Origin of the sequence: Actinomycetospora corticicola (assembly GCF_013409505.1) — a bacterium.
GTDB classification, from domain to species: Bacteria; Actinomycetota; Actinomycetes; order Mycobacteriales; family Pseudonocardiaceae; genus Actinomycetospora; species Actinomycetospora corticicola.
In genome coordinates this window covers 400192-426829 of sequence record NZ_JACCBN010000001.1, presented here as the reverse complement: position 1 = coordinate 426829, position 26638 = coordinate 400192, and the positions used below count along the sequence as shown (strand labels likewise).

Sequence of the window (26638 nt, the reverse complement as noted above, 5' to 3'; positions counted from 1 at the left end):
TCACGACGGCGGGGGACCTCCCCCGACGCCGAACTCGTTGCCGTCCGGGTCGCGGAAGATGACCTTGCGGACGCCGGTGTCGTAGGTCTCGGTCGCCGCCGGGGCGAAGCCGGCCGTCGTCAGGAACCCGTCGAGGTCGTCGAGGAACACCGTCGCGTGGGAGTGCCCGGCCCGACCGGGGCTACGCTCGACGTAGACGAAGCGGTCCTCGGCGATCTCCCAGACGGCCTCGTCGTCGTTCGGGCGCATCACCGGGTCCGCGCCGAGCAGGCGGGAGAACCAGTCGACGGCGGCCTCGAGGTCGGAGACCCGGAAGCCGGCGAACAGGGCGGGTGGCATGCCGACGGATCCTCCCGCACCGACCCGGCGTCAGGAAGGCTGCAGGTCCAGGCCCTTGACCAGCCAGGCCGTGGCGAACGCGAACACCGCGACCGACTCCAGCCAGAGCAGGAAGCGCAGTTGGTCGCGGGTCGCGTCGTCGAGGACGAGCGCGCCGACCACGGCGGCGAGCAGCGCGAGCACGATCAGGACGCCGCACACGCGGAAGAGCACCCGCCGACCGCGGGGCACCGTGTTGACCTCGACGCCCGGGTCGCGCGGGAAGAGGAACAGGCAGAACACCGCCATGCCCACGAAGAAGACCGCGGCGGCGGTGAGGTGGAGCCCGCCGACCAGGCGCTGCAGCGTCGTCGGGTCGGGCGGCGTGGTGGGACAGAGCCCGACGATCGCCGCGCCGAGGCCCGCGACCACCCCGACCCGTCGTTCCCACACGCCGTAGCGGTAGGTCACGAGGAAGACGGCGAAGGCGATCTGCGCGCCGACGAAGATGTTCGCCGAGTAGGTGTAGTAGTACGCGCTGATCGAGGGCTGCACCGACGCCCAGAACCCCGGGGCCACGTGCGTGCCGTTCGCCGCGTCGACGGCGAGCGCCCAGGCCCAGTTGAAGAGCACGACGAGCACCGGCAGGGCGAGGCCGACCGCGCCGACCAGTCGTCGTTGCAGCAGGTGCGAGCGGATGAACCAGCGGTCCTCGAGCCAGTCCGACACCGCGAAGGCCGCCACGGTCGATCATCGTGCCAGGGCGGCCACCAGGTCGGGGTGGTGGGCGGCGGCGGCGACTCGACGCGGTGCACGGTCGCCCTCCGTGACCGGCGGGGTGGGTGTCTGCTCCACTGGACCCGTGACCGGCCCGACCGCCCACGACCTCGAGGCGCTGCGCGTCCCCCTGACGGCGTACTGCTACCGCCTGCTCGGGGCCGCTGCGGACGCCGACGACGCCGTCCAGGAGGCGATCGTGCGGGCGCACCTGCAGCGGGAGCGGTTCGACCCGGCCCGCGGCGTGCTGCAGGCGTGGGTCTTCCGCATCGCCACCAACGTCTGCCTCGACATGCTCCGCAGCGCCCGTCGCCGCGCCGTCTCGGTCGACCTCGGTCCGGCCGCCGTCCCGGGCGCCGCCCTCGGGGCACCGCTGCCACCCGATCGGTTCGTGGAGCCGATGCCCGACGCGCGGCTCCTCGCGGCGCGGGGACCGGAGGAGGTCGCGCTGGAACGGGAGAGCGTGCGCCTCGCCGTCGTCGCCGCCCTGCAGCACCTCGCCCCCCGGCAGCGCGCGACGCTCGTGCTCCGCGACGTCCTCGGCTTCTCCGCGGCCGAGACGGCGGACATCCTCGACACGACGACGGCGTCGGTGACGAGCGCGCTGCAACGGGCCCGGACGACGCTCGCGCGGCACCGGCCCGAGCCCACGGACCGGCTCGAGCCGGACGACGCCGCGCAGCGCGAGCTGCTCGAGCGCTACGTGGCGGCCTTCGAGGCCCACGACCCCGCGCGGCTCGTCGCCCTCCTCCGCGAGGACGCGCGCACCACGATGCCGCCGTTCGCCTGGTGGATCGAGGGCGGGCCGACCATCGCCCGCCTCGTCGGGGCCGGGGGGTGCGAGGGCGCCCGGCTCGTGTCCACCGCGATCAACGGTCAGCCCGGGTTCGGCCAGTACCGCCCCGACGACGACGGGACGCTGCGCCCGTTCGCGCTCGTGCTCGTCGAGCCGCGGGGCGACCGCATCGCGCAGGTCACCACCTTCCTCGGGACGGTGGACCGGTTCCCGGAGTTCGCCCTGCCGGAGCTCCTGCGGGACCCGACCGATGAGTTCGCGCGCGCTCGGTCGTAGGAGGGGTCGACGCCCCTGCCACGAGGAGACGACGTGCCCCGACAGCTCGACCTCACCGATCCCGTCGCCCGCGAGACCGCCGCCGAACGCGAGCGCCTGGCCGACCTGTACGCCCGCCTGACCCCCGAGCAGTGGGCGGCACCGTCGCTGTGCGCGGGCTGGCGGGTCCGGGAGGTCCTCGCGCACGTGACGATGCCCTACCGCCACTCGACGCTGCGGGTCCTGCGCGGCATCGCGGCCGCCCGCGGCGACTTCAACCGGTTCGCCGACCGCATCGCCCACGAGGACACCGCGCGGTCGAGCGACGAGGAGCTGCTCGCCTCCCTGCGGGCCAACGTCACCCACCCCTGGCGGCCGCCCGCCGGCGGGCAGGCGGGTGCGTTGAGCCACGACGTCATCCACGGGCTCGACGTCACGGAGGCGCTCGGCCTCGAGCGGGTGCCGGCCGACCGGGTCAAGCTGGTCGTCGATGCCGCCGGGCCACGCGCCATGTCCTACTTCGGTACCGACCTGACCGGGCGGCGGCTCGTCGCGACCGACACCGACCTCGTCGTCGGGACCGGCCCGGAGACCGTCGAACTGCCTGCGGTGGACCTCCTGCTGCTGGTCACCGGTCGGGCCACGTCCTCGGGTCGGCGGACGTGAGCCCCCGCCGTCAGGCCGACCAGGCGGCGGTCAGGCTGGCGCTGATCGGGGTGAGGAGGGCGATCAGCTCCTCGAGCTCGGCGGGGGCGAGGGTCTCGTAGGGCGCCTCGGCGGCGGCGTCGGTGAGGTCCTCGACGTGCTGCTTGAGGTCCCGGCCGGCGTCGGTGAGCCGCCCCCCGTCGTCGATGAGCCCGCGGCGGCGCAGACCGTCCATCGTCGCGGTGAGCCGGGCCTTCGGCAGGTGGTGGATGCGGCCGAACGACTCCGCCGGGTGGATGCCCATGTCGAGCGCCGAGAGCGCGTGCGCCTCGGTGCCGCCGATCCGCGCGCCGACGAGGGCCGCGACGTGGCCGTCGCCGCGGTGCTCGCGCAGCACCGTCGCGGCGTGCCAGAGCCGCTCGAGCGAGCCGGCCGGCACCGGCAGGGTGCGCATCCCGGCGTACATCACGTGCCCCGCGACCGGCGCTCCGGTCGCCGCCTGCAGCACGAGGTCGGCGGCGCGGGCCACCTCCGGCGAGTCCGCGACCAGTCCGAGGATCCGCCGCAGGGAGGCCACGCTCCCCCGCCGCTGGGCGGCCACCGAGGCCTCGGGCGGGACCGTCTCCCACGCGCTCGGGATGTGTCGGGCGACCTCACCGGGCGCGAAGCTGTAGAACGCCGCGTCGACGACCTCCGCCGGCACCCGGCCCAGGCACGCCGCGCGGGCGGCGAAGTAGCCGTCCCAGTAGGTGCGGTGGCCGAGTGCGGCGTACTCCTCGTTGACCTCGTCGCCGAGGTAGGTGGCGAGGCAGATCGGCTCGAGGAGCTCGAACATGCGGCGGGCGGTGCGGGTCATGGCGGTCTCCCTCACGGACGGGCGTTCACCACCACGTCGAACGGGGGGCCGCCGTCTCGACGACTCCCCGACGACGAATCTCCCGTGAGGGTAGGGAGTCCTCAGGCCACGATGAGGAGCAGCCCGTAGAGCACGATCAGGGCCGCGACCCCGAGGCACACCACCCCGACGGCGGTCCCGGCCGTGGGCGACAGCGCCGGCTCCGGACCGTCGGCCCGCGGCGCCCGCGCGGCGAGGCCGACGATCCCGAAGGACACGAGCGCCGTCACCGCGATCGCCGCCGCGAAGGACACGATGGCCACGAGGCCCAGGGAACCCCACGCGATGCTCATGCCTGCGCCACCTCCCGCTGCTCGCCCGGGGCCGTCGGCGCCGGGACGTCGTTGACGTTGTCCGCCGTCACCGGCGTGCGGCGCGAGGCCGCGTAGATGCCGAGCGCCACGGCGATCGCGACGACGGCCACCAGCACCGTCCCGACCACGCCCGTCGAGGCGGCGTACGCCGCGACCGCGCCGACCACCGCGGCCGCGGGGAGCGTGAGGATCCAGGCGACCGCCATCTGACCGGCGACGCCCCATTGCACGCCGGCGATCCGGCGGCCGGCCCCGGCGCCGAAGATCGCCCCGGTGGCCACCTGCGTCGTCGAGAGCGCGAAGCCCAGGTGCGCCGAGGCGAGGATGACCGCCGTCGTCGAGGTCTCGGCGGCGAAGCCCTGCGGGGTCTGGATGTCCGAGACCCGCTTGCCCAGGGTGCGGATGATGCGCCAGCCGCCGAGGTAGGTGCCGAGGCCGATCGCGAGGCCGGCCGAGAGGATCACCCAGATCGGCGGGCCGGCGTTCGGGGCGAGGACGCCCGCGGCGATGAGGGTGAGCGTGATGACGCCCATCGTCTTCTGCGCGTCGCTCGTGCCGTGGGCCAGCGCGACCAGCGACGCCGACACGATCTGGCCGCCCTTGAAGCCCTTCTTCACCGCCTCGTCGTCGGCCCGCTGCGTGCTCCGGTAGGCGATGACCGTCCCCACCAGCGCGATCACGCCGGCGAGGACCGGCGAGATCACGGCCGGGAGGAGGATCTTCGAGAGCAGCGTGGAGAAGTGCACCGCCCCGGAGCCGGCCGCCACGAGCACGGCGCCGATGAGCCCGCCGAACAGCGCGTGCGAGGAGCTCGACGGCAGGCCCAGCAGCCAGGTCAGCAGGTTCCAGAGGATCGCGCCGACCAGGCCGGCGAAGATGATGTAGGGGTTGATCTTCGTCTCGTCGACGAGCCCGCTGGAGATCGTCTTCGCGACCTCCACGGACAGGAACGCGCCGACGACGTTGAGGACGCCCGCGATCAGCACCGCGACCTTGGGCTTCAGTGCCCCGGTCGCGATGGAGGTCGCCATGGCGTTGGCGGTGTCGTGGAAGCCGTTGGTGAAGTCGAAGGCCAACGCCGTCACGATGACGACGATGACGATCAGCGGTAACTCCATGCTTCCGACGCTACGAACCGCCGGACACCACGTCCCTCACACGTGGTTGAACGCGAGATGAACAACCACGAGCCTCACCGTGAACTGCGCCCGAAAGCTGCCCTTCCGTCCCTCAGCGTCCGTTTCTGGGGCTGCTCACGGAGCGGCCGGGCGCCGCGGGCTGGTGCTGGGCCGGTCCCGACGACGGGGCGACCTTCTCCTTCGCGACGGTGACGGCCGCGTGCACGGCCTCGCCCGCCTTGGCCTGCGCGACCCCGGCGGCGGCCTGCACCTGCGGGTTGTCGGCCACCCGGCGGTAGGCCCGCGAGAGCTGCTCGTAGCGCTCCCGCCCGGCCCGGGTTCCCAGCACGTAGCCCACGCCCATACCCAGCGCGAACGGCAGCAGCTTCATGTCCGGATCCTCCCGACGACGGCGTTGACCCATCCTGCCTGACGGGCTCGGATCCCCGTCGGGTACGGTCTATGACCAGAGCGGAACGGGCGCCGAACCGGCCCGCTTGCACGGTCCTCCTTAGCTCAATTGGCAGAGCATGCGACTGTTAATCGCAGGGTTACTGGTTCGAGTCCAGTAGGAGGAGCACTTCCCCCAGGTCAGGGCCTTCACGGCCCGACCACGGAACTGCTCAGCCCGACGCGCGAGCGGCGATCGTCCCGACGCCGGGTCCGTCGAGTTCGTCCGCGACCACGCGTCGACCTGCGATCGCCAGGAGCAGCGCCTCGCCGGTGCCCCGCACCTCGTCGCCGTCACCGGTCGTCCAGTCGACGTCGGTGGCGACGAGCTTCAGGCCCTTCACCCGCTTCGCGCCGTCGATGGTCGGCGCTGCCCGCGCGGTGTCCAGCGCCGCCACGAGCCGGTCCGCCGGGATCGTGCGCGGCAGCCCGAGGGGTCGGCGGATGTCCTGCTGGTGGATCATCCCGTCGGTCAGGGCGATCCTCCCGCCCAGCATCGACGTGAGCCCGACGGGCCGGATGCGCTTCCGCGCCAACGCCGTGAGCTCGGCCGGCGACGCGTCGGCATGGTCCGCCACCCCCGCCGCGTTGGCCCGGTCGACGCTGAACCCCGCCCGCACCATCCGCCCGGCGAGTGCGGCCCAGCCGAGCTCCTCGTAGCTGTACACGTGCGCGACCACGTCGCGGACGCGCCACCGGTCACAGAGCGTCGCCGCGTCCCACTGCTCCGGCGTCAGCCCCTCCAGGAGCTCCACCAGGTCGGTCCGCTCGGCGCGGGCCAGCGCCATCGTGTCCGCCACTCGCTCCCCCTCGGGTCGTGGCGGCCGACCCTAGTGGCACACCGGCTCAGCGGCGGAGCTTCTCCGCGATCCCCTCGGCGAGCGTCAGCACCTCGTCGGGATCGGTGCCGGCGTCGGGGCGCACGTGCACCTCGATCCCCTCGGGCGTGCGGCGCTGGACGAACCAGGCGCCGCCGCTGGGCAGGTCGTGGTGCTGGCGGGTGGTGATCACCCCGGTGACCCGTCGCTGCACCGTCTCGGGGACCTTCCCGGGGGCCGGGAGCGGCAGCCGCAGCGGCGCGGCGTCGGCGAGGACGACCACGGGACCGTGTCGGGCGGACTCGGTCGCCTCGACGACGGTCAGGGCCCCGTTCCCCCAGGTGGCCTTGGAGACGAGGTGCCACGGGATGCGCCGCTCCCCCACCCACAGGCCGAGGTCCGTCGCGAGGACGACCTCGCCCTTCCGCGTCCGGGCGTCGGCCAGGATCCGCTCGTCGGGGTCCAGCGTGCCGATGAACCCCTCCGGGGTGATCTCCCGGCCGAGCAGGACCGACGCCAGACGCTCGCTGAACCTCACGCCGACCACTGCCCGCCGATCGCCTGGTCGCGCAGCGCCTTCTTGTACTGCTCCAGCGCGACGAGGTCGCCGAACAGCTCGTGGTACTCGTCGGCGTCGGTGACCGGGGAGATGCGCTGCAGCCGGGACTTGATCTCGGCGACCTGACGCTCGACCACCGCACCCTGCAGGGCGGTGAGCATGGACGACACGTAGCGGTGGTCGTCGGCCTCCCGTGACTGCATCGGGTCGACGGCGAGCTCGGCCACCAGCCGCGCGTACGACGGCGGGGTGATCGCCTCGGTGACCGCGGCGACCCACGAGGCGCCGGAGTACCCGCTCGAGGTGCCGCCCGCCGCGAGGATGGCGCGGTGCACGGCGAGGTAGGCCTCGTGGGAGAAGGCGTCCTCGGGCAGCGTGTCGTACACGGGACCGGCGAGCGCGGGCACCTGCAGCGCCGACTTCAGCACCTCGCGCTGCACCCGGAGCCGCGGGTCGTCGCGCGGCGGCAGCGCCGGCCCCTCCGCGGCGGGCTGCTCGACCTGCCGCACCCGTCGTCGGGACGAGGTCTGGCGCTGGTCCACGGGCTGGCCCGCGGTCTCCCGCACGCGGCGGACCACCTGGGCCTCGTCGGCCCAGCCCGTCCAGCCCGCGAGCCGGCGGGCGTACCCGTCGCGCAGCTCGACCTGGCGGATCTGGGCGACCAGCGGGACGCAGCGCTTGAGCGCGCCGGCCTGGCCCTCGACGGTGCCGAGGTCGTACTCGTCGAGGATCGAGCGGATCGCGAAGGTGAACAGGGGCGCGCGGCGGGCGACGAGGTCGCGCACCGCGGTGTCGCCCTTGGCCTGGCGCAGCTCGCAGGGGTCCATGCCGTCGGGTGCCGTGGCGATGTAGGTCTGGGCGGAGAACTGCTGGTCGCCGTCGAAGGCCTTGAGCGCCGCCGCCTGCCCGGCCGCGTCGCCGTCGAAGACGTAGATGACCTCGCCGCGGTCGAAGGAGTCGTCGAGCAGCAGCCGGCGCAGCACCGCGACGTGGTCCTCGCCGAAGGCGGTCCCGCAGCTGGCGACCGCCGTCGGCACGCCCGCGAGGTGCATCGCCATGACGTCGGTGTAGCCCTCGACGATCACGGCCTGACGGGACTTCGCGATGTCCCGCTTCGCCTTGTCCAGCCCGAAGAGCACCTTCGACTTGTGGTAGAGCGTCGTCTCGGGGGTGTTGAGGTACTTGGCCTCGATGCGGTCGTCGTCGAAGAGCCGCCGCGCCCCGAACCCGACCACGTCGCCGCCCAGGTCGCGGATCGGCCACAGCAGACGGCGCTGGAACCGGTCCCGGTGGCCGCGCTGACCCGGCACCGACAGCCCGGCCTTCTCCAGCTCGTCGAGGGTGTAGCCCTGGTTCAGCAGGTGCTTGGTCAGCTTCTCCCAGCCGCCGGGCGCGAAGCCGCAGCCGAACTGCTCGGCCGCGGCCTGATCGAAGCCACGCTCGGCGAGGAACTCGCGGGCACGCTGGGCCTCGCCCGGCGCGCGGAGCTGCTCGGCGTAGTACTCGGCGGCGGCCTTGTTCGCGGCGAGCAGGCGGCTGCGGGTGCCGCGGTCACGCTGGACGCTGGAGCCGCCGCCCTCGTAGGTCAACCGGTAGCCGACCCGGTCGGCCAGCTTCTCGATCGTCTCGACGAAACCCAGCTGCTCGATCTTCATGATGAAGTCGATGACGCTGCCGCCCTCGCCGCAGCCGAAGCAGTGGCAGGTGTTGTGGCTCGTCCGGACGTTGAACGACGGCGACTTCTCGTCGTGGAACGGGCACAGGCCCTTCAGCGAGCCCGGACCCGCCGGTCGCAGCGCCACGTACTCGCCGACCACCTCGTCGATGCGGTTGCGGTCGCGCACCTCCGCGATGTCGGAGTCCCGGATGCGTCCCGCCACGGGGGCGAGTTTACGACGACGGGTGGGGACGGCGGGGGCGCCTCACGACGACGGGTCGGGCGGCCGTGATCATCGAGCACCCTCGGTGGTCCGCCGGGCCCCCGGACCACCGCAGGTGCTCGATGATCATGAACGGTCGGCCCCCGGGATGGCTGCCTCGATCGCCGCGAGCGTGGCCGCCGGCTGCTCCACGTGCGGCAGGTGGCCCGCACCCGCGATCACGGTGAAGGGCGCACCGAGCGCCGCCGCGTAGGCCCGGCCGTAGTCGAGGTCGGCGATCCGGTCGGCCTCGCCCCAGACGACGGCGGTCGGGACGTGGATGCCGTCGAGGCGCCCGCGCAGCGTCGGGTCGTGCATGTAGGGCTCGCCCGCGTAGTCGGCGAAGACCGCGGCGTTCGCCGCCATCACCGCCTGCCGCTCGGGCGGGAGCGTGGTCGGGTCGAGGCGGAACCGGTCGGGGTCGGCGTAGGAGAACTCGGCGATCTCGTCGAGGCGCAGGCCGAGGATCGGGCGGACGGGGTGCCCGGGGACCTCGATCCCGACGGCGTTGACGAACACCACCGAGCCGACGCGGCCCTCGGTGTCCTGCAGCGCCATCTCCGCGGCGACCCAGCCCCCCATCGAGCTGCCGACCAGGGCGACGTCGTGCAGGTCGCGCTCGGCCAACGCCGTCAGGAAGCGGGCGGCGACGTCGGCCACCGTCCGGCAGCCCTCGGGTCGCGGCGTGCCGTCGAAGCCCGGCACCGTCGGGGCGAGCACGTGGTGGCCGTCGGCCAGGGCCGCGCCCAGCCCCGCGACCGAGAACGGTCCGCCCCCGCCGTGCAGGACCATGACCGGACGACCGGTCCCCTGCTCCTCGACGACGGGCGCGTACTCGGCCGCCGGCACCGTCGCGTAGCGCGCCATGACCGGCGTGACGTTCTCCGGTGTCATGGATCGACCGCTCTCGATCATCGCCCGCAGGTCGCGGAAGTACTGCACGTAGAGGTCGGGCGTGAAGGTGTTGAGCAGGACGGCGGGTTCGTCACCCGGGTTCGCGAAGGTGTGCGGCGCCCCCGGCGGGACCATGACGAGGGTGCCGGCGGGCGCGTCGTGCGTGGTGGTCCCGACGGTGAACCGGGCCGTCCCGCGCACCACGTAGAAGCCCTCGTCGTGCTGGGCGTGCCGGTGCTGCTGCGGGCCCTCGGTGTGCGGCGCGATGGTGATCTCGCTGATCCCGAGCCGGTGGGCGGTGGTGCTCCCGTCCTCGAGGATCCGCATCGTGACCGGGCCGAGCGGCGCGACCTCCCCCGCCTGCGGGCCGACGATCGACACCTCGGTCATGCTGACCTTCTCTCGTGAGAGTGAGCTTTCACGAAGAGACCGTAGTCCCGTTCGAACGGCTCGTGCAAGTAGGCTCTCACGATGGCGGTGCGGACCCAGCAGAAGGAGCGCACGCGGCAGGCGATCGCGGCCGCGGCGCGGGAGCTCGTCGTCGGGAACGCGGAGGTGACGATGCCGGCGGTGGCGGCGCGGGCCGGGGTCTCCGAGGCGACGGCGTACCGCTACTACCCCGACCTCGTCTCGCTCCTGCGCGAGACGGTGGACGACGTGTGGCCAGCACCGGCGGAGATGGTGCCCCTGGAGGGCGTCACCGACCTCGGCGAGCGGGTGGCCCGGGTGGCGACGGCGCTGTGCGAGCGCACCCTCGCCCACGAGGTGGCGGTGCGGGCCGTCGTCTCTTCGTCGGTCGCGAGGACGGGCGAGCGGCGGCCGGCCCACCGGTTCGCGCTGATCGAGCACGCCCTCGCGACGATGCCGGCGTCAACGCAGCGGACGGAGCTGGCGACGCGCCTCGCCGTTGTGATCAGCGCGGAGTCGCTCTTCACCCTGCTCGACCTGTGCGGGCTCGACCCGGACGCGGCGGTCGCGGCCCTGCGCGGCTGCGCGGTCGCCGTCGTCGCGGGATCGGGGTGATCAGGAGCCGAACGCGCCCATCCGCTCGACGATGACGCGGTCGATCTCGCCGTCGGCGACGGTGGACCCGTCGTGGTCGACCGCGGACACCGAGAAGGAGAGACGCCCCTTCTCGTCCGGCCCGGCCGTGAGCTTCGCGGTGGTGGTGATGCTGCCGCCGACGCGGGTGGGGCGACGGTGCTTGACCCGGACCGCCGTGCCGACCGTGGTCTGGCTCTCCGCGATCCTCGACCGCGCCGCCTCGACCGTCGCCGCCTCGAGCCAGGCGATCAGTCGGGGGGTGCCGAGCACGGGGACGTCCCCGCTGCCGAGCGCCTGCGCGGTGTCGTCCTGGGTCACCTCGTACGTCACCCGGATGACCCTACGTGGTGTGGCCTGCGGCCTCGTGAGCACTGAGTGGGGCGATGACCCCACTGAGTGCTCACCTGAGCGCAGCTCACATGTCCGGCGCGTCCGCGTTCGACGGCGTCGTCCTCTGCGTCGTGATGTGGTCGTAGTTCCGCTTGATGTACTCGCCGGCCCGCACCGCGAGGGCACCGATCGTCGAGGTCGGGTTGACCGCGCCACCGGTGGTGAGCGTGGAGCCATCGACGACGAACAGGTTCGGCAGGTCCCACGTCTGGCACCACTTGTTGAGCACCGAGTCCTGCGGGTCGTTGCCCATCCGACAGGTCCCCATGAGGTGCCAGGCCGGCGGCGGGTAGAGCACGCCGGTGTCGTTGGTCTCGACCGCCCCGACCGCCCGCGTGGCCTCGAAGATCTTCTCGATGCCGTACTTCGCGAGCGCGATGTCGTTCTCGTGGAGCTCGTAGTTCACGTGCGCGGCCGGGATGCCGTCCGAGTCGGTGACCTCCGGGTCGAGCGTGACCGCGTTCGTCTCCACCGGCAGGTCCTCGCCGAACATGAACACCATGAGGTGGTTCGCGAAGTGGTTGGCGAAGAAGTCGCGGTGCTTCTCGCCCCACGGCGCCGTGTACCCGGTGTGCGTGCCCATCGCGGCGTAGGACGGACCGAACGAGCGGGCCACCTGCATGCCGAATCCGTTGACGAATCCGCGGTTCACGTCCGTGTGATAGAACTCGTGCGAGTACATGGGCGACCCGAACGAGCCCTTGAATCCCTCGACGGGCTCGTCGAACCACGAGTCGCAGAACGAGAACACGTGGTGCATCAGGTACTTGCCCACGAGGCCGTTCGAATTCGCGAGGCCGTTCTCGTGGCCCTTCTGCGCACTCGCGAGCAGCATGCGGGGCGACCCGATGCCGTTGGCCGCGAGCACCACGATCTTGGCGCGGATCTCGTGGCGGTTCCCGGTGTTCCGGTCGATGTACACCGCGCCCGTGGCCTTGCCGCCCTCGGCCGTGATCGTCTCGACGCGGGCCATCGTCCGCAGGTCGACGCCGGCGCGGACGTTGTAGGGCCAGTGCGCGTGCGCCGGCGTGGACAGCGATCCGGTCGGGCTGCCGGAGAGCTCGTTGCCCATGCCCACGTCGGCCTCGCGGTTCTCGCGGGGCCGGGTGATCACGGCGTTGTCGGACGGCCACCAGTGCCAGCCGAGGTCGCGCGAGGCCTTGGCGTAGCGCAGCCCGAGCTTGCCGGGCAGCACCATCGGGTCGCGCTGGGCGTTCTTGCGGTCCGGGTACGACGGGTCGCCGATGAGCCCGGAGATGCCGTAGATCGCATCGTTGCGGTCGTAGAACGGCGCCAGGTCCTCGTAGGAGATCGGCCAGTCGATCGTGCCCTCGAGGCCGTGCTCGGTGCCCTTGCGGAAGTCGACCGGCTTGTACCGCGGCCAGTGCCCCGCGTAGTGGACCGTGGAGCCGCCGACGTTGTTCATCATGTACGGCGTCCTGGTCCCGGTGACCGGATAGTCCTCCGGCAGCTGGCGGACGTTCGGGTCGTAGGCCCACCCGCGCTGCTTCTCGATCTCCCACTCGTCGTGGTAGTGCGGGTGCTCGGGTGCGGTGACCCAGGGCCCCTGCTCGAGACAGACGATCTTCGCGCCCGTGTCCTTGAGCTCGTAGGCGACACCGGCCCCACCCGGACCGGCGCCGATGATCAGGACGTCGACTTCTTCGTAGCTCGCCATGGGTGCCTCACCGGATCCAGGTGATCTTGGACAGGTCGACGCGCTCGACCTGGTCGGTCTCGAGATAGGAGCCGTTGTCGTTCGCCTGCGCGAGGGTCGTCTCGTCCCACGGCTCGAGGGACTGGATGTAGCCGTACGGCAGCGGCGGGCCGTGGTAGTCCCTGCCGGCCGGGACGTTCTTCCGGATGGCGAGGACGACCTCGGGGCGGGAGTAGTAGCCGTAGTAGACGAGGGCGCGGATCTGTTCGAAGAACGGATCCTCCGCCTTCTCCAGGGCCTCGAACGCCTTCGCCCGCTCGGCCGGGTCGGCGTCGACGAACGCCTGGCCCAGCCTGTCCAGTGCCGCGACGAACGAGTCCTCGTCCGCCCACGGGAAGTGCTTGTTCTTGTAGCCGGTCGGCGTGATGTAGCGACCGCAGAAGGCGACGATGTCGACCGCGCTCGCGTCCGGCCAGTCCGGGTGCGGCGGGATGATGGTGTCGGCGAGGGCCTTGATCACGGCCTGCCGGGGCTCGCTGAACTGCACCGGCTTCTCGAGGCCGCCGAGCCGCGGGCGACCGGCCTCGAAGTAGCCACCGCCCTTCCCGGGCTCGACGGTGGCCTCGGGGGCGCCCCAGGGAGCCGGGGCCTCCCCCACGGGGGCACCGTTCTCGGTGTGCACGGAACTCATGGCATCTCCTCCTCGGATGGGTGGTGTGGAGCGGCGTCGGCCCGATCCGTGGCGACACGAGGGCGGAGCCGTCAACGCCTGGTGTGCTCGCGCTCGTCGACCACGCGGCGCGACTTGTGCTCGGCGCGCTCGAGGGTCTGGGCGTCGACGGACTCGAAGGTCACGCGCACGCCGAGGAAGGACTGCAGGCCGGAGCCGGTGGACGACTCGAACTCCGACCGCTGCCCGTCCGGCAGGGTGCACTCGGCGCGGACGATCATCTCGTCCATCGAGCCGGTGCGGCGGACGATGATCTGGTGCTCGCCGCCGTAGTTCTCGACGGTGCGCAGGTAGTTGTCGACCTCCGTCGGGTACACGTTCTCCCCGCGGATGTGGATCATGTCGTCGATCCGGCCGTACACGCCGTCCGGCAGCTTCGGGTAGGTCCGGCCGCAGGGGTTGTCCTCCATGACCCAGCGCGTCAGGTCGTTGGAGGCGAGCCGGATCATCGGCTGCGACGTGCGCTCGAGGTGGGTGTAGACCGGGGTGCCCTCGGAGCCGTAGGGCACGGTGCGGAACGTCTCCGGGTCGCAGACCTCGTGCCAGACGATGTCCTGCCAGAGCAGCATCCCGTCCGGGGTGCCCGCCGTGGCCGACGCCGACATGAACGGCGTCATCTCGGCCATCGTCCCGCAGTCGATCACCGTCGCCCCGAAGCTGTCCTCGATCGCCCTGCGCACCGAGGGCACCGACGCCCCGGGCTCGCCGGAGAAGAACATGACCTTCAACCCGAACTCGCGGGGGTCGATCTTCTCCTTCTCGGCCACCTCGGCGAGGCGCAGCGCGTAGGAGGGCGTCGCGTAGAACGCCGCCGGCCTGATGCGCGCGAGCCAGTTCACCGCCCGCGCCGTCATGCCCTGGGCGCCGGCACCGAACGGGAGGACGTTGCAGCGCAGCCGCTCGGCCGCCGTCATGGCGCCCCACGAGCCCAGGTAGAGCGAGAAGAGCGCGGCGACGAACACCGTGTCGCCGGGTCGGACGCCCATCCCCCACAGGATCCGGGCCTGGTTGTCGGCGATGACCTCCCAGTCCCGCCGGCCGAGGGCGAAGGCCGTCGGGGCTCCCGTCGTGCCGGAGGTGCCGTGAATGTGGTGGATCTCGGAGCGGTCGACGCAGGTGTAGTCACCGAACGGCGGGTGGTTCGCCTGCGACTCCCGCATCTCCGCCTTCGTGACGACGGGGACCTGCTCGAACGCCTCGAACGACGTGATGTCGGCCGGCTCGAGCCCCGCCGCGTCCCACTTCGTCCGGTAGAAGCCCGAGTTCGCGTAGGCGTACTCCATGACCTCGCGGAGCCGGACGAGCACGGCCGCGTCGCGCTCGGCCGGGTCCATCGTCTCGCGCACCGGGAACCAGTAGGGCGAGTCCGGGTCGGGCAGGTAGTCCTGGTCGTAGCGGGCGGGGAACGCCCACTCCTCCATCGCGGCCATCTCAGATCCCAACCTGTCGACGGGCGACCTCGGCGTCGTTCCACGGGGTCAGTGCCTGGTAGTCCGGGACGAAGCCGAGCCCCTTGCCGGAGTCCGGCGACGGAGCGTCCTGCGTGGTGACCACGTCGACCACGGCGGGCGCGTTCTCGAGCGCGCGCCGGATCGCCGGCTCCAGGTCCTCGGCCGACTCGACCCGCTCGCCGCGCGCCCCGAACGCCCGGGCCATGGCGGCGTAGTCGGAGTCGGCGAGCAGCGTCCCGGCGACCAGGCCGTAGTTCTCCTCCTGGTCGTAGCGCTCGATGTTCCACGCGCGGTTGTTCGAGACGATCACGACGATCTTCGCGCCGTGCCGCACCGCGGTGTCGATCTCGGTGGCGGTGATGCCGAAGGCGCCGTCCCCGGTCACCGCGACGACGGGTCGCTGCGGCTCGGCCAGCGCTGCGGCGATCGCGAACGGCGTCGCCACCCCGAGGCAGCCGAAGGCCCCGGCGTCGAGATAGCGGGCGCAGCGGGTGATCCCGAGCCGGGCGAAGGAGAGCAGGTCCCCGCCGTCGGCGATCATGATCGCGTCGCCGAGGTCGAGGGCCTCCCCGTCCAGCGCGTCGAGGGCGCCGAAGATGCGGTTCGGGTGGATGTGCCCGTCGGCGCCGTTCTCGGTGGTGTGCAGGGCCTGCCGGTAGTCCTCGGCCCGCGTCCGGTGCTTGGCCTTGAGTTCGTCGCGCCACGTGGTGTCGGGTGTGTGGTCCTTCAGCGCGTCGGCGATCGCACCGAGCGCGGCACCCGGCTCGGCGAGGATCTCCACCTCACCGCGGCGGTTGTCGATCAGCTCGCTCGCGGTGTCGGCGATCCGCACGACCGTCGCGTGCGGGAACACCGCCGGGGAGCCCATCCCGAGCTGGTAGTCGAGCTGGCGGCCGACGGTGATCAGCAGGTCGGTGTCGCGCATGACCGCCGAGCGCGCACTCCCCACGGTCGCGGAGTGCGAGTCGGGGACGAGTCCGCGGCTCTCCTGGGTGTCCAGGTAGGCCGCGCCGGAGGCGTCCAGCAGCCGGATCAGGTCGGTCCCGTCGGTGGTCCGCGCCCCGCGGCCGGAGATGATCGCGGGCTTCGACGCCGCGCGGATCAGGTCGGCCGCCGCGGCGACGTCGTCCGGGTGCGGCTGCGGGCGGCGCTTCGGCTTCGCCCGCAGGTGCTCGCGCATCTGCAGGGCCGGCGGTACCTCGCGGCGGAGCACGTCGGTGGGGATCTCGAGGTAGACCGGGCCGGGCTCGCCCCGGTCGCCCGAGGCGCGCGCCCAGGCCTCGTCGAACTCGCGCAGTACCTGGTCGGCGCTGCGCAGCGTGCGCGACAGCCGCGTGATCGGCTCGAGGATCGCCGTGTGCGGGATGTCCTGCAGCGGGCCCATGTTCGACTGCGGGATCGGCGGACACCCCCCGATCACCAGCAGCGGGATGCGGGAGACCGACGCGTTGGCCACGGCGGTCACGGTGTTCGTGACGCCGGGTCCCGCGGTCACCATCGCGACGGCGGTCTGCCCGGTCAGCTCGGTGTGGGCGTGCGCCATGTGGACGGCCGAGCCCTCGTCGCGGACGTCGACGATGCGGACGCCCCGCCGCGCGAGCTGGTCCCAGACGGGTTGGATGTGGCCGCCCTGCAGGCCGAACACCCGGTCGACCCCGTGTTCGGTCAGGAACTCCGCCACCAGGCTCGCCACCGGCACCGACCGGCGGGCCGGGCCGGCTCCGCTGCGCTCCGCGTCCTGCCGGTCCGCCATGGACCCTCCTCGTCGAGGTGATGCGCGACACGGTCGCGCACGTGTCGCGTGTCACTCGACGGTGCAACATTCTGAATTCAGAAGTCAAGGATGAGTTCGCGATCACGGGCGGCTACCATCCGGGCGCGGCCACCCGACGCCGCGTCAGGATCCGTTGAACCAGCAGCGGGGACGGAGGATCACGGGAGGACGGCCCCCATGGCGGAGCTGCCGCAGAAGCCCTCGCGGACCGAGCAGGTCTTCGAGGCGATCGTCGACGACATCTGCACCGGTCGTCTCGCCCCCGGCGTCCCGCTGCGCCAGGAACAGCTCGCCGAGCGCTTCAACGTCTCCCGCCAGCCGATCCAGCAGGCGCTGCTCCTGCTGCGCAACCAGGGCCTCGTCCGGGAGTTCGGACGTCGGGGCCTCGAGGTGACCCCGCTCGAGCGCAGCTTCGTGAGCCACCTCTACGAGCTGCGCGGGATCCTCGACGGGCAGGCCGCCCGGTTGGCGGCGGCCCGCCACACCGACGACTGGCTGCGGCACGCGACCCGGATCGTGGTCGCCGGACGACAGGCCTTCGACGACCGGGCGTTCGCCCTGATGGTGCGCAACGACGTCGAGTTCCACCGCACGGTCGTCGAGGCGACCGCCAACCCGCTGCTCGCCGAGAGTGCGGGTGTGATGTGGCGGAACGTGCAGCGGGTGATGGGCGAGGTGCTGCTCCAGGGCGGCGGGCCGGCGTGGGTCTGGGAGGACCACGCGGCGATCCTCGACGCCATCCGCGACCGGGACGGCGACGCCGCGGAGGCCCTGGCGCGCCGACACGCCGAGCACGGGGAGCAGCTCATCCTCGCGTCGATGCCGGCCGACACCGGCGATGCTCCGACGTCGGACGGCACGATCGGTCCGGCACCGGACGACTCGACCCCGTTGGCCGAGTAGCCGTAGCCCCTCAGTCGGAGGTCGCGGTGCGGTGCACGCCGAGCAGGTACCGGTAGGCGGCGGCGCTCATCCCGTTGAAGCCCTGCTCGTCCTCCGTGGTCTCCCGGCGGACCTTGCCGGGCACGCCCGCGACGAGCGACCCGGGCGGCACGGTCACGTCCTGCGAGATGACGGCGCCGGCCGCGATCACGGAGCCACGCCCGACGGTCGCGCCGTTCATGATCACGGCGCCCATCCCGACCAGGACGTCGTCCTCCACGGTGCACCCGTGCACCACGGCGCGGTGCCCGACGGTCACGTTCTCCCCCACCGTGCACGGGAAGCCCGGGTCGGCGTGGAGGACGCACCCGTCCTGGATGTTCGAGCCGTCGCCGATCGTGATCGTGTCGTTGTCGGCGCGGACCACCGCCGCGTACCAAATCCCGACCTCCGCCCCGAGCGTCGCCCGCCCCGCGACCACGGCCCCGGGCGCGATCCACGCCGTCGGGTCGATCTGCGGGGTGTGGCCGTCGACGGTGACGATCAGGTGGTCCATGGCGGGCATCGAAGCAGGTTCACGGGTGGGTCGACACCTCGGCCGTCGTTCCCGACGACGGGTCGGTGTCGGCGTCGGGGTCGGCTCGCTCCTCCGGCCGGTCGGCCCCGGGTTGCTCGGTGGGTACCGGGGTCATCGCGGTCGCCCAGGGTGCGGGCTCGGCGCGCGGGGCCCAGGCCGCCCCGTCACCCGTCGTCGGGATCGGGTCGAGGCCCGGGAGGCCCTCCGGGGGGACGGCGGGGGCGATCGGCGCCGCCGGCGTGAGGTCCCACCGACCGTCGACGGGACGGCGCTGGAGGGTCGGACCGGCGGTGAGCGCCTCGACCGGGACGTCGGCCAGGCGCTGGCGCACCCGCGCGACGACCCGCGCCGGTCCCCGGACCACCGCGGCGAGGACGATGCGGTCGCCGTGCGGGTCGGGGACCTCGCGCAGCACGTGCACCCGACCGTCCGCGGTCTCGACGACGAGGCCTCCCCCGCCGTCGCCGCCCGGCGCGAGGACCGAGCCGGCGCGGGCGAGATCGGCGTGGGCGGCCCCGAGGAGCTCGAGGTCGGCGAGGTCGGCGTCGCGGGTGCACGCGTCCAGCAGGAACCCGCTCCCGACGTCGACGAGCGTCGCGGCCACCACGCGCCGGTCGGCGAGCAGCGACTCCAGCACCGTCGACAGCCCGTCCGACCGCACGCACGTCACATGACGATGACGTGCCACCCCCGGGCGGTCAGCGTCGCCCGGCCTGCTGCGGGAAGTACCCGGGCTCGGCGGGCGCCGAGGTCGGGTCGTCCATCGCGAAGCGCTGGGTGATCATCTTGAGGTCGCGGCGGGCCATCGCGAGGTTGGCCTGCTGGCGGTTGAGCACGAGGTAGAGGAACAGCTTGTCGTCCTCGGTGCGCGAGTAGATCGGGCGGATGATGTGGTACTGGGTGTCGAGGGTGATGAGGATGTCCTCGATCGTCTCGCGCAGGCCCAGCTTCGCCATCACGTCGAACTTGGCGCGGACCACCTCGGAGTTGCCGGGCGCCGCGACGTCCAGGTCGAACTCCGCGCTGCCGCCGCGCGACCCCAGCGTCATGCCGCTCTCGTAGTCGACGAGGGCCACCGCGAAGGCGCCCTTGATGTTGGTCGCGGCGTTGAGGATGTAGTCGATGTCGGCCATGAGGGGGAAGCTCCGGTTCTCGGGGTGTTCGGGGTTCTCGGGGTCCGGGGGTGGTCGCCGCGGTCTCGGGCGGGGTCGTCGGGGTGGATCAGGTCAGGCGGCGCAGCCCGAGGAGCAGGCGGCGCAGCACCGACTGTTCGGTGCTCCACCCCGGGATCCCGGCCGCCGACAGGGCTGCTGCCGGAGCGGGATCGGGTGCGGGCGTCGGCGACCGCAGTTGCGCACCGGGGACACGGCGGGGCAGGCCGACGTCGGTGGCGGCCGGCTCCTCCTCCGGTGCGGGTTCGGGGGCCGTCGGAGCCGGCTCGGGAGCCGACTCGAGCGGCGGGGCGGTGATGATCGGGTACGGCACCGGGGCCGGGACCTCGGTGGTGTCGTCGTCGACGGGCGACGGCGGGGGCGGGACCACGACGACGGGTGCGAACAACGACGCCGTCCGCGGCGCGGGGATGACCGGCGCCGACGCGGTCGGCTCGACCGGTTCCCGGGCGGGCGGCACCTCCGGCTCCGTCCGCCACGTCCGGGCCTGGCGGACGGTGAGCGGCCGCCGGCGGGGGTCCCACAGGCCGGGCTCGGCGTCGTGCCCGGTGTCGGAGCCGTGCTCGGCCGACGGAAATGGCCCATCGGTGTCACTGGGTGCGTCGACGGGGCCACTCGCGCTCGCGGCCGGCGCCACCCCGTCCGACAGCGATGGCCCATCGGTGTCACCCGACGCGTCAACGGGGCCACTCGCGCTCGGGGCCGGCGCCACCCCGTCCGACAGCGATGGCCCATCGGTGTCACCCGACGCGTCAACGGGGCCACTCGCGCTCGGGGCCAGCGCCACCCCGTCCGACGGCGATGGCCCATCGGCGTCAGCCGACGCGTCAACGGGGCCACTCGCGCTCGCGGCCGGCGCCACCCCGTCCGACAGCGATGGCCCATCGGTGTCACCCGACGCGTCAACGGGGCCACTCGCGCGCGGGGCGGACGACCGTCGGCGCGGCAGCACCGGGTCGGTCGGGGCGGCCGCGGGCGGCGGGACCTCCTCCGGCGCCACCAGGGCGGGGCGCGCGGCCGAGCGGGTCGGCGGGAGGAACGCCAGCGCGGGCACGTCGGCGCCGGCGCCCGCCGTCGGGCGCGGCAGTTCGTAGTCCCGGCGCGGCGCGGGCGGGAGTGGCATCGGGGCGCCGGACGACGGCATCGCGGCCGGCAGGGACCCCGTGACGGGGCCGGTGTCGGGGCGGACCGGGCCGCGGTCCGGACGGGACCGGTCGGAGCCGGACGACCCGACGAGCGGCGCCGGGAAGGAGCCCGACACCGGGGCAGCCGGCGACCGGAAGGAGCCCGACGCCGGGGTGGTGGGCGACCGGAAGGAGCCGGACACCGGGGTGGCCGGGAAGGAGCCCGACGCCGGGGTGGTGGGCGACCGGAAGGAGCCGGACACCGGGGTGGCCGGGAAGGAGCCGGACATCGGAGTGGCCGGCGACGGGGTGCGCGGTTCGGGATTCGACGACGGCAGCGCCCGGCTCCGACCGGCACGGCCGGAGCCCAGGGCCGCGAGCGCACGGCGGGCGAGGGCCAGGTTGCCGCGCTCCCGGTCGAGGCGGAGCGCCACCCACACGTCCTCGCCCGCGGCCGACGCCGGGACGGACCGCACCAGGTGGAAGTCCGACTCCGTGGTGAGGACGACGTCCTCCAACGCGCGCCCGCGCTCACGGGAGACGTCGGCGAGGCGCCGGGCCCACGAGAGGACGGCGAGGTCCGACCCGGGCGGGCCACCGATCTCGCCCCGCACCCGCTCGCCGCTCGCGTCGACGACGAGGACGTACCGGGCGCCGGGCAGGTCACCGAGGGCGGTGAGGGACTCCGGCAGGACGGTGACCGCCCGCGGAGTACCGGCGAGCGGGACCGCGTCGACTGGGGAGGCCCCCCGACCGAGTGCGACCACGCGATTCCTTCGTTGGTCCGATGAACGGGACCGACGCACCGTAGGTTCGCTATCCGTGAGCGGCAACGAGTCCGAACGGACCAACGGGCCGGCGTTCCTCCGTCTGCGCACGAACGCTGCGTTCACGGTCCGGCTCGTTCGCAAAGCTGCACGGTGGACGACCGCGCGATCGGGGCGATCGGCATCCGGAGCAACCGACTCCGCGCGATCGGCTACCTGCTAGGGCTCAACGGTCCAGGGAAGGCGGCGCAGAGGTGTGCACCTGATGGGCCGCACAGCCCTCAGCACACCGGGGCAACACACCACACCGCCCGGAAAGTGCACCGGTTCGGAGCAACGCCCCGTGCGCCGTCGGACGGTCCGCCTCTGGCCCGGTCGTCAGCGCACGGACGAGCTGCAGGACACCTCGGCGAGCACCGGGTCGCGCGGGAAGCGGAAGTCGGTGCGGGCGGGCGCACCGACGAGGTTGTCCCAGAACCGGGTCCACGTCAGCGGCGCGGACACCGAGGCGCGAAGCTCCTCGATCGCCGGGCACTGCAGCGCCCGCTCGGCCGCGGCGACGTCGGCCCCCGTGACCGCGCGCGTGTCCACCGGCGCTCCCCCGCCCGCGGCCACGAACCACGCGGCGGGGAGGTTCTTGTCGTGCCCGGTGCGGCCGTCGGGGACGTTGGTGGTGTGCGCCGCGAGCGGGTCGGCGAGCCCCACCGTGTCGGTGACCCGGACGTCGAGCGGCGTCAGGGCCCCTGCGGCGCCCAGGTTGAGGAACACCAGCCCGGACGGCTGCCCCGGCGCGAGCGGCACGAGGTCCCACTCCGGCCCGGCCGGACCGGTCCCCCGGGCCAGCAGGGCCACCACCGGTCGCGGGCTCTGCGCGATGAGCGCCGCGCCGCCCGCCACGTAGGGGTGCGCGCGGTAGTCGTCGGCGGTCACGGGGTGCGGGTTGCCGAGCAGCTGGGTGTAGAAGCCGCGCTCGTCCGCGATCCCGCTCGCGGAGATGCCGTGGTAGTTCGGGCGGGCGGTCGTCCCCACCACGCCCGCCCACACCAGCAGCACGAGCAACGGCAGGACGGTGCGCCGGCGCACGGGCAGCGCCAGCACCGGCAGGAGGAGCGCGAAGATCGACGGCAGCAGCATGCGGGCGTGCATGAAGTCGCCGCCGACCCGCGTGACGTAGACGAGCATGCCCAGCCCGCCGAGCACGGGGGCGACGGCGACCGCCACCGTCCCGGCGCGGTCCCAGGCCCGGGTCCGCTGCAGGTCGGGAGTGCTCTCGGGCACCACCGCACCGTGCCGACGGCGCGCCCACCAGTCCGACCGCGTCACCCGCTGCGCGACCATCAGCAGCGCGGCCGCGGCGAGCACCGCGGCGGGGATGAGCAGCCAGTAGGTCGACACCGTGTCGCGTAGGTAGGAGTAGCCGCGCCCCCACCGGGAGACGCCGGCCTCCTTGGCGAGCGCCGTGGACGGCACGAGCAGGCCGTAGTAGCCCGCACGGAACACCTCGTACGCCAGGGCGGGCGCCACGCAGAGCGCCCCGAGACCGACCACCCGGGCCACACCCCGGCGGTCCCGGGGCTGTTCGAGGACCGCGAGGGCCGCGCCGCCGGCCGCCGCGACCAGCGCCAGGTCGGGCCGCACGAGCGGGCCCAGTCCGAGGACGAGCGCGAGCGGCCAGGCCCGCCCGGGCCGTCGTCGGGAACCCGCCGTCACGAACAGCCGGGGCTCGCGCTGCGAGCGGCGCACCAGCAGCCACCACGAGAACGCGAGCCAGGAGAAGGTCAGACCGGTCTCCAGCCCCGACGTCCCGAAGTCCCAGAAGGGCGGCATCGCGAGGACGACGAGCGCCCCGGCGGGCACGACGACCCGCCCGAGGCCGGTCAGGCGCCGGGCGGCGTCCATCCCGAGGCCGAGCGCCACCACCGACAGCAGGCCCCCGACGACGAGCGCGGCCGGCTCCGGCGGCACGGGCAACAGGGCGAGCCCGAGGAGCACGACGGTCCAGAGGGTGGACGTGTTGGTCTCGACCCGCTCCCCGACGTTGAACACCGGGCCGTGGCCGTCGAGGATCTGGCGGACGGTGCGCAGGAAGATCAGGCCGTCGTCGGAGACCCAGCGGCGCTGCCACACCAGCGCGGCGTACGCGACGACGGCGAGGGTGAGCGCGACCGCCGTGATCGTCACCGGGCGCCGCCGCGCGCGTCGGGCGAGGTCGGCCGGGAACACGCGGACGCGCGCCGACGACGTCGGCGCCACCGTGGTGTCGCTCATCGCCCCTCCCGCCGGCCGTGCCAGGACCGGGCCTGCGCGTCGGTCAGGACCGCCACCTGGTCGACGACGACCCGGAGCCGCGCCGCGCCGTCGTCCGCAGCGTCCCATGCCGGGTGGAACGCGGGGTCCAACGCGTCCGGTGCGCCGTCCCACAGTCGCCCGACCAGGTCAGTCAACAACCCCCGTTCGGCCTCCTGGGCGCGCAACCGGACGGGGTCGGACATGACCCAGCGCACGGCGGCCGCCTTCAGCAGCGTGACCTCCGCGCGGGCCCACGGCGGCACGACGAGATCGTCGCCGGGCTCCGGGCGCTCCCGCCCCGTCGTCGCGATCGTCCCCTCGACCGCCGCCGCGACGAACCGCCCCACGAGGTCGCTGGTCAGGCGCTTGAGGGCGACCTGGGCGGTCAGGCTGCCCGGCGTGTCCCACTCGGCGACCGCCCGCAGCGGCGGGAACCCCGCGAGCCGCTCGGCCGCCGCGCCGAGCTCGGTGGGCTCCCCGCCGAAGGCCGCGCCCGCCAGGGCGATCAACCCGTCGTCCGGAGCGGCGAGACGGCCCGGGTCGATGCGGCCGGCGAGGATCGCGTCCTCCACGTCGTGGACGGAGTAGGCGACGTCGTCGGCCCAGTCCATGACCTGGGCCTCCAGGCAGGGCCGGCGGTGGTCGGGGTCGCGGATCCAGGCGAACACCTCGGCGTCGTCGGCGTAGACGCCGAACTTGCGGCCGACGCCGCGCCGCCAGGGGTACTTCATGCAGGCGTCGAGGGTGGCACGGGTGAGGTTGAGGCCCGACGCGGGGCCGTCCTCGAGCGTCTTGGGCTCCAGGCGGGTGAGCAGCCGCAGGGTCTGCGCATTCCCCTCGAAGCCGCCCGCGTCGGCCGCGACGGCGTCCAGGGCGCGCTCGCCGTTGTGCCCGAAGGGCGGGTGGCCGATGTCGTGCGCGAGGCCCGCGGTGTCGACGACGTCGGGGTCGAGGCCCAGCTCCTCGGCCATCCCCCGGCCGATCTGTGCGACCTCGAGCGAGTGCGTCAGGCGCGTCCGCGGCACGCCGGTGACCTCGGCGTCCTCCCCCGGGCCCACCACCTGCGTCTTCCCCGCCAGCCGGCGCAGGGCCGCGGAGTGCAGCACCCGTCCGCGGTCGCGCGCGAACGGCGAGCGCCGGTCCCGGCCCGGCTTGGGCGCCTCAGGCGAGAAGCGTTCTTCCCGACGGCGGGTGCGCGTCACTGCGCCGTCCGGTGCCGGCTCCGCTGCGCTGCGCGTCACTGCGCCCTCCGGTGCCGGCTCCGCTGCGCTGCGCGTCACTGCGCCCTCCGGTGCCGGCTCCGCTCCGCTGCGCGTCACTGCAGGCCGGGGTCGGAGAAGTCCGACGAAGCGTGCGCCAGGTGGTAGTAGATGAGCCCCGCCGTCTCGCGGACGATGTAGAACACCTGCGTGCGCCGGGTCTGCGACACCGGCCCGCCCTTGGCCGGCGACGTGGTCGCGTCGAGCCCGACGTCGCGGGCCATGGTGCGCGAGCGCAGCGAGTGCCACGGGTCGGAGACGATCACCGCGGACGTCCACCCGCGCTGGCGCGCCACCGACCCGACCGCCTCGAAGCTGCCCAGGGTGTCGCGGCCCTCGTCGATCGCGAGCACGTCGCGGTTGGGCACCCCGTGCTCGGTGAGCCACCGGTCGCCGCTCTCGGCCTCGGAGAACTGGTCCCCGCGCGCCGCCCCGCCCACCGTGACGATCCGCGACGCGACGCCCTGCTGGTAGAGCGTCAGGGCGTGCTCCAGGCGGGCCTCCAGCACCGGCGACGGACGACCGTCGTACTGGGCGGCGCCGAGCACCAGGATCATGTCGGTGGGGGTCCGCTCGTCCACGCGCCCGAGCCACCACACCCGCGCCGCGGTCCCGCCGACGAGCAGCAGCGCGATCACCAGCGCCCCGACGACCACGCGCGGCGCCCACGTCAGGGCCGCCCGCGACCGGGCGTAGCGCTGCGGCGCGGCGTCCTGCGGCTTCATGGTCGAGCTCCGCTCCTGCGGGCTCACGCCCCGATCTGCCCGCCGCCGGCGGACAGCGCGCCCGGGTCGCGCCCCGACCGCACCGCGAGCACCTCGGCGACGACCGACACGGCCGTCTCCGCGGGCGTGCGGGCCCCGAGGTCGAGCCCGACCGGCCCGTGGATCCCCGCGAGCTGCGCCTCGGTGATCCCGGCGGCCAGCAGTCGCTCCCGGCGGGCGGCCTGGGTGCGGCGGGACCCGAGGGCGCCGAGGAAGCCGCGCCCGTGGCGCAGGCCCGCGAGCAGCGCCTCGTCGAAGGCCGGGTCGTGGTCGAGCAGGACGAGGACGTCGGCGTCGGTGAAGGCCTCGACGGCGGCCGTGGTCTCCGCGACGGTGCTCGCCGTCCGGCAGCCCCAGCCGAGGACGGCGGCCTGGGCGGCCAGCGCCTCCCCGAGCGCGCCCGCCCCGACGACGAGCAGCGACGGCACCGGGACCCAGAGGTCGACCAGGACGTCGGTGCCCGCGAGCTCGGCGCGGTCGGTGACGGTGGCACCGCGGCGCAGCAGGCCCGCCAGGTGCTCCGCGGCCGCCGTGTCGAGGTCGGTGGAGCCGAGGGTGCCGTGCCGTTCCGCGAGGTCGGCGCCGACGAGGACCAGCGCCGCCGTCCCGTCCACGGTCGACACCAGCGCCGCGGGCACGCCCTGGGTGAAGCCGCGCGCGAGGGCCGCGGCGGCGTCGCCGGGCAACGGGTGCGCCAGCAGGGTCGCCCCGCCCGCGCAGGCGAGCCCGGCGGCGACGGCGTCGTCCTCCGCGACGTGCGCCTCCTGGGTGCCCGGCGCGCTCAGGGCGGTGCGCGCCAGCTCGGTGGCCGACGTGTCGAGCGCCCCGCGCAGCAGGTCGCCGCCCGTGACGATCTCGCCCATCAGCGTGCCGCGGGCCGCCAGCAGCTGCCCGGGCTCGACGACGCCGAAGCCGTGCCGCGCGAGGACGCGCACCACGCCGACGGGGGCGGCCGGGTCGTCGCCCCCGGCTAGGACCTCACTCAGCTCGGTCACGGGAA

General features: G+C 73.8%; 27 protein-coding genes and 1 tRNA gene. 5 read left to right on the top strand and 23 right to left on the bottom strand.

The window, feature by feature from the left end; all coding sequences use genetic code 11:
* Positions 1 to 339, bottom strand: coding sequence for a VOC family protein (locus BJ983_RS02060; protein WP_179792271.1), 339 nt, complete (start codon positions 337 to 339; stop codon positions 1 to 3).
* A 30-nt stretch (positions 340 to 369) separates the two neighbouring features.
* A complete protein-coding gene (locus tag BJ983_RS02055) occupies positions 370 to 1062 on the bottom strand; it encodes a DUF998 domain-containing protein (RefSeq protein ID WP_179792270.1) in 693 nt (230 codons plus the stop codon).
* A gap of 118 nt (positions 1063 to 1180) precedes the next feature.
* Between BJ983_RS02055 and BJ983_RS02050 the strand changes: the two genes are divergently transcribed.
* Together BJ983_RS02050 and BJ983_RS02045 are read left to right on the top strand one after the other, a co-directional pair.
* Positions 1181 to 2167, top strand: coding sequence for an RNA polymerase subunit sigma-70 (locus BJ983_RS02050; RefSeq protein WP_179792269.1), 987 nt, complete (start codon positions 1181 to 1183; stop codon positions 2165 to 2167).
* 33 nt (positions 2168 to 2200) lie between these two features.
* Positions 2201 to 2812, top strand: a complete 612-nt coding sequence (locus BJ983_RS02045; protein ID WP_179792268.1) for a maleylpyruvate isomerase family mycothiol-dependent enzyme — start codon at positions 2201 to 2203, stop codon at positions 2810 to 2812.
* A 10-nt stretch (positions 2813 to 2822) separates the two neighbouring features.
* On the opposite strand, the gene BJ983_RS02040 is transcribed toward BJ983_RS02045, so the two are convergent.
* The 4 genes from BJ983_RS02040 to BJ983_RS02025 form a co-directional block, all read right to left on the bottom strand.
* A complete protein-coding gene (locus BJ983_RS02040) occupies positions 2823 to 3647 on the bottom strand; it encodes an SCO6745 family protein (protein ID WP_179792267.1) in 825 nt (274 codons plus the stop codon).
* Positions 3648 to 3748: 101 nt separating this feature from the next.
* Positions 3749 to 3979 carry a hypothetical protein gene (locus BJ983_RS02035; RefSeq protein ID WP_179792266.1) on the bottom strand — a complete coding sequence of 77 codons (231 nt, stop codon included), beginning with the start codon at positions 3977 to 3979 and terminating at the stop codon, positions 3749 to 3751.
* Positions 3976 to 5118, bottom strand: coding sequence for an inorganic phosphate transporter (locus tag BJ983_RS02030; RefSeq protein WP_179792265.1), 1143 nt, complete (start codon positions 5116 to 5118; stop codon positions 3976 to 3978). Before BJ983_RS02030 ends, BJ983_RS02035 begins: the two co-directional genes overlap by 4 nt.
* 112 nt (positions 5119 to 5230) lie before the next feature.
* Positions 5231 to 5509 (bottom strand): hypothetical protein, encoded by a 279-nt coding sequence (locus BJ983_RS02025; RefSeq protein ID WP_179792264.1) that lies wholly within the window; start codon positions 5507 to 5509, stop codon positions 5231 to 5233.
* 114 nt (positions 5510 to 5623) lie between these two features.
* On the opposite strand from BJ983_RS02025, the gene BJ983_RS02020 reads away from it, so the two are divergent.
* A tRNA-Asn gene (locus BJ983_RS02020) sits at positions 5624 to 5696 on the top strand.
* A 45-nt stretch (positions 5697 to 5741) separates the two neighbouring features.
* Here the strand turns inward: BJ983_RS02020 and BJ983_RS02015 are convergent.
* The 4 genes from BJ983_RS02015 to BJ983_RS02000 form a co-directional block, all read right to left on the bottom strand.
* Positions 5742 to 6368, bottom strand: a complete 627-nt coding sequence (locus BJ983_RS02015) for a maleylpyruvate isomerase family mycothiol-dependent enzyme (RefSeq protein ID WP_343053627.1) — start codon at positions 6366 to 6368, stop codon at positions 5742 to 5744.
* 46 nt (positions 6369 to 6414) lie between these two features.
* Complete coding sequence (locus BJ983_RS02010) at positions 6415 to 6924, bottom strand: hypothetical protein (protein ID WP_343053626.1); 510 nt, start codon at positions 6922 to 6924, stop codon at positions 6415 to 6417.
* A complete protein-coding gene (dnaG, locus tag BJ983_RS02005) occupies positions 6921 to 8825 on the bottom strand; it encodes a DNA primase (protein WP_179792262.1) in 1905 nt (634 codons plus the stop codon). Before dnaG ends, BJ983_RS02010 begins: the two co-directional genes overlap by 4 nt.
* A 126-nt stretch (positions 8826 to 8951) precedes the next feature.
* The gene (locus BJ983_RS02000; RefSeq protein ID WP_179792261.1) at positions 8952 to 10148 is read right to left on the bottom strand and encodes an alpha/beta fold hydrolase; all 1197 of its coding nucleotides are present in this window, start codon (positions 10146 to 10148) and stop codon (positions 8952 to 8954) included.
* Between the two features lie 81 nt (positions 10149 to 10229).
* Here BJ983_RS02000 and BJ983_RS01995 point away from each other — a divergent pair, with 81 nt between their 5' ends.
* Positions 10230 to 10781 (top strand): TetR/AcrR family transcriptional regulator, encoded by a 552-nt coding sequence (locus tag BJ983_RS01995; protein WP_179792260.1) that lies wholly within the window; start codon positions 10230 to 10232, stop codon positions 10779 to 10781.
* Here BJ983_RS01995 and BJ983_RS01990 read toward each other — a convergent pair whose 3' ends face one another.
* The 5 genes from BJ983_RS01990 to BJ983_RS01970 form a co-directional block, all read right to left on the bottom strand.
* Entirely contained in the window at positions 10782 to 11132 is a 351-nt protein-coding gene (locus BJ983_RS01990; RefSeq protein ID WP_179792259.1) for a thioesterase family protein, read from the bottom strand.
* A gap of 85 nt (positions 11133 to 11217) precedes the next feature.
* Entirely contained in the window at positions 11218 to 12870 is a 1653-nt protein-coding gene (locus BJ983_RS01985) for a GMC family oxidoreductase (RefSeq protein ID WP_179792258.1), read from the bottom strand.
* A 7-nt stretch (positions 12871 to 12877) separates the two neighbouring features.
* On the bottom strand, positions 12878 to 13540 hold the full coding sequence (locus BJ983_RS01980; RefSeq protein ID WP_179792257.1) for a gluconate 2-dehydrogenase subunit 3 family protein: 663 nt from the start codon (positions 13538 to 13540) through the stop codon (positions 12878 to 12880).
* Between the two features lie 71 nt (positions 13541 to 13611).
* Positions 13612 to 15009: a phenylacetate--CoA ligase family protein gene (locus tag BJ983_RS01975; RefSeq protein WP_218890057.1), complete on the bottom strand. Its 1398-nt coding sequence runs from the start codon at positions 15007 to 15009 to the stop codon at positions 13612 to 13614.
* A gap of 1 nt (position 15010) precedes the next feature.
* The gene (locus BJ983_RS01970) at positions 15011 to 16783 is read right to left on the bottom strand and encodes a thiamine pyrophosphate-binding protein (RefSeq protein WP_179792256.1); all 1773 of its coding nucleotides are present in this window, start codon (positions 16781 to 16783) and stop codon (positions 15011 to 15013) included.
* A gap of 198 nt (positions 16784 to 16981) precedes the next feature.
* Between BJ983_RS01970 and BJ983_RS01965 the strand changes: the two genes are divergently transcribed.
* Entirely contained in the window at positions 16982 to 17707 is a 726-nt protein-coding gene (locus tag BJ983_RS01965; RefSeq protein WP_179792255.1) for a GntR family transcriptional regulator, read from the top strand.
* A 10-nt stretch (positions 17708 to 17717) separates the two neighbouring features.
* On the opposite strand, the gene BJ983_RS01960 is transcribed toward BJ983_RS01965, so the two are convergent.
* The 8 genes from BJ983_RS01960 to BJ983_RS01925 all read right to left on the bottom strand — a co-directional run bounded on the left by BJ983_RS01960 (position 17718) and on the right by BJ983_RS01925 (position 26633).
* On the bottom strand, positions 17718 to 18242 hold the full coding sequence (locus BJ983_RS01960; RefSeq protein ID WP_218890055.1) for a gamma carbonic anhydrase family protein: 525 nt from the start codon (positions 18240 to 18242) through the stop codon (positions 17718 to 17720).
* 19 nt (positions 18243 to 18261) lie between these two features.
* Entirely contained in the window at positions 18262 to 18924 is a 663-nt protein-coding gene (locus tag BJ983_RS01955; RefSeq protein ID WP_179792253.1) for a hypothetical protein, read from the bottom strand.
* Positions 18925 to 18961: 37 nt separating this feature from the next.
* Positions 18962 to 19396: a hypothetical protein gene (locus BJ983_RS01950; RefSeq protein WP_179792252.1), complete on the bottom strand. Its 435-nt coding sequence runs from the start codon at positions 19394 to 19396 to the stop codon at positions 18962 to 18964.
* Positions 19397 to 19484: 88 nt separating this feature from the next.
* Positions 19485 to 21326 carry a hypothetical protein gene (locus tag BJ983_RS01945; RefSeq protein ID WP_179792251.1) on the bottom strand — a complete coding sequence of 614 codons (1842 nt, stop codon included), beginning with the start codon at positions 21324 to 21326 and terminating at the stop codon, positions 19485 to 19487.
* Positions 21327 to 21704: 378 nt separating this feature from the next.
* Entirely contained in the window at positions 21705 to 23594 is a 1890-nt protein-coding gene (locus BJ983_RS01940) for an arabinofuranosyltransferase AftB family protein (RefSeq protein WP_179792250.1), read from the bottom strand.
* Positions 23591 to 24817, bottom strand: a complete 1227-nt coding sequence (locus tag BJ983_RS01935; RefSeq protein WP_343053625.1) for a deoxyguanosinetriphosphate triphosphohydrolase — start codon at positions 24815 to 24817, stop codon at positions 23591 to 23593. The genes BJ983_RS01940 and BJ983_RS01935 overlap by 4 nt, the downstream gene beginning before the upstream one ends.
* Before the next feature lie 113 nt (positions 24818 to 24930).
* The gene (locus tag BJ983_RS01930; RefSeq protein WP_246325509.1) at positions 24931 to 25599 is read right to left on the bottom strand and encodes a YdcF family protein; all 669 of its coding nucleotides are present in this window, start codon (positions 25597 to 25599) and stop codon (positions 24931 to 24933) included.
* A 23-nt stretch (positions 25600 to 25622) separates the two neighbouring features.
* Positions 25623 to 26633, bottom strand: coding sequence for an XdhC family protein (locus BJ983_RS01925; RefSeq protein ID WP_179792248.1), 1011 nt, complete (start codon positions 26631 to 26633; stop codon positions 25623 to 25625).
* Positions 26634 to 26638 lie beyond the last annotated feature (5 nt).

Excerpts from the sequence above, each read along its gene's own strand:
- BJ983_RS02060 (WP_179792271.1), bottom strand. The coding sequence starts at position 339 with ATGCCACCCGCCCTGTTCGCCGGCTTCCGGGTCTCCGACCTCGAGGCC.
- BJ983_RS02040 (WP_179792267.1), bottom strand. The coding sequence starts at position 3,647 with ATGACCCGCACCGCCCGCCGCATGTTCGAGCTCCTCGAGCCGATCTGC.
- BJ983_RS02035 (WP_179792266.1), bottom strand. The coding sequence starts at position 3,979 with ATGAGCATCGCGTGGGGTTCCCTGGGCCTCGTGGCCATCGTGTCCTTC.
- BJ983_RS02030 (WP_179792265.1), bottom strand. The coding sequence starts at position 5,118 with ATGGAGTTACCGCTGATCGTCATCGTCGTCATCGTGACGGCGTTGGCC.
- BJ983_RS02025 (WP_179792264.1), bottom strand. The coding sequence starts at position 5,509 with ATGAAGCTGCTGCCGTTCGCGCTGGGTATGGGCGTGGGCTACGTGCTG.
- BJ983_RS02000 (WP_179792261.1), bottom strand. The coding sequence starts at position 10,148 with ATGACCGAGGTGTCGATCGTCGGCCCGCAGGCGGGGGAGGTCGCGCCG.
- BJ983_RS01995 (WP_179792260.1), top strand. The coding sequence starts at position 10,230 with ATGGCGGTGCGGACCCAGCAGAAGGAGCGCACGCGGCAGGCGATCGCG.
- BJ983_RS01985 (WP_179792258.1), bottom strand. The coding sequence starts at position 12,870 with ATGGCGAGCTACGAAGAAGTCGACGTCCTGATCATCGGCGCCGGTCCG.
- BJ983_RS01980 (WP_179792257.1), bottom strand. The coding sequence starts at position 13,540 with ATGAGTTCCGTGCACACCGAGAACGGTGCCCCCGTGGGGGAGGCCCCG.
- BJ983_RS01975 (WP_218890057.1), bottom strand. The coding sequence starts at position 15,009 with ATGGCCGCGATGGAGGAGTGGGCGTTCCCCGCCCGCTACGACCAGGAC.
- BJ983_RS01970 (WP_179792256.1), bottom strand. The coding sequence starts at position 16,783 with ATGGCGGACCGGCAGGACGCGGAGCGCAGCGGAGCCGGCCCGGCCCGC.
- BJ983_RS01965 (WP_179792255.1), top strand. The coding sequence starts at position 16,982 with ATGGCGGAGCTGCCGCAGAAGCCCTCGCGGACCGAGCAGGTCTTCGAG.
- BJ983_RS01960 (WP_218890055.1), bottom strand. The coding sequence starts at position 18,242 with ATGGACCACCTGATCGTCACCGTCGACGGCCACACCCCGCAGATCGAC.
- BJ983_RS01950 (WP_179792252.1), bottom strand. The coding sequence starts at position 19,396 with ATGGCCGACATCGACTACATCCTCAACGCCGCGACCAACATCAAGGGC.
- BJ983_RS01940 (WP_179792250.1), bottom strand. The coding sequence starts at position 23,594 with ATGAGCGACACCACGGTGGCGCCGACGTCGTCGGCGCGCGTCCGCGTG.
- BJ983_RS01930 (WP_246325509.1), bottom strand. The coding sequence starts at position 25,599 with ATGAAGCCGCAGGACGCCGCGCCGCAGCGCTACGCCCGGTCGCGGGCG.